1 pseudogene is annotated in these 986 nt (G+C 68.2%); it reads left to right on the top strand.

Going from position 1 to position 986, the window contains the following annotated elements:
* The first annotated feature begins 65 nt into the window (after nt 1-65).
* Nucleotides 66-956 (top strand): annotated as a pseudogene (locus VS93_RS26420) (IS982 family transposase).
* Nucleotides 957-986: the final 30 nt, after the last annotated feature.

Here is a 986-nt window from a genome sequence, read left to right as displayed (position 1 = left end):
TAGATCGTTGATGGGGGTTCGCTGATCTGGCTGCGGACATAGCGAAGGGCGCCCACGATCAGTGTGTGAAGACAAACCTGGACGCCCTTCTGACCGCACTCTATGTCCACCTCGACGACCACGTCTTGCCCTCGCTCCCGAAACCGGGAAAACGCGGCCCCGACCGGGTACTCAACGACGCCGAACTCGTCTGCGTCGCTATCGCCCAAGTCCTGCTGCGCTGCGACTCCGAACGCCACTGGCTACGCACCGCCCCCGGCCGAATCGGCCACCTCTTCCCCCGCCTGCCCGGCCAGCCCGAGTACAACCGCCACCTGCGCGATGCGGCACCGGGTCTGCTCGCCGCCGCGACGTGGCTGGCCCGTGCCGTGCCCACCTGGCATGAGAACCTGCGGCTGATGGACGGCACCCCGCTGCGCTGCGGCGCCTCACGGGTCACGGTCAACCGCTCCGACCTGGGCGAGATCGCCGGATACGGCATGGACAAGTCCCACCACGCTTTCTACTGGGGCGCCAAGCTCATGCTCGTCACCACCCCCGAGGGCGCCGTGGCGGCGTTCAGCCTGGCCCATCCCAAGGAACTCGACGAGCGCAAGCAGGCCCTGCACCTGCTCCACGTCCAGCAGGCCGCGCCGGCGCCGGGCCCGATCGTGTGCGACAAGGGCTTCGCCGGCGCCGGAATCGAGGCCGCGGCCGCTGAGCTGGGATACACACTCATCCGCCCGGCACGCGCCGACGAACCCGATCGAGCGTTTCCCGGATGGTTGCGCCAGCGCATCGAGGCCGTCATCTGGACCCTGAAAAACCAACTCGGCCTGGAGCGCCACGCCGCCCGCACCACCGAGGGCCTGTGAGCGCGCACCTGCCAGCGCATCTGCGCGCTCAACGCCGCGATCTGGCACAACTGGCTCATCGACGCCCCGGTCAAACGATCCCTCATCGCCTACGACCACTGACCAGGACCCCAAACCCCCATCAACGATCTA

The organism is Allosalinactinospora lopnorensis (assembly GCF_000981225.1).
GTDB lineage: Bacteria > Actinomycetota > Actinomycetes > Streptosporangiales > Streptosporangiaceae > Allosalinactinospora > Allosalinactinospora lopnorensis.
This window is presented reverse-complemented; position numbering and strand designations above follow the sequence as displayed.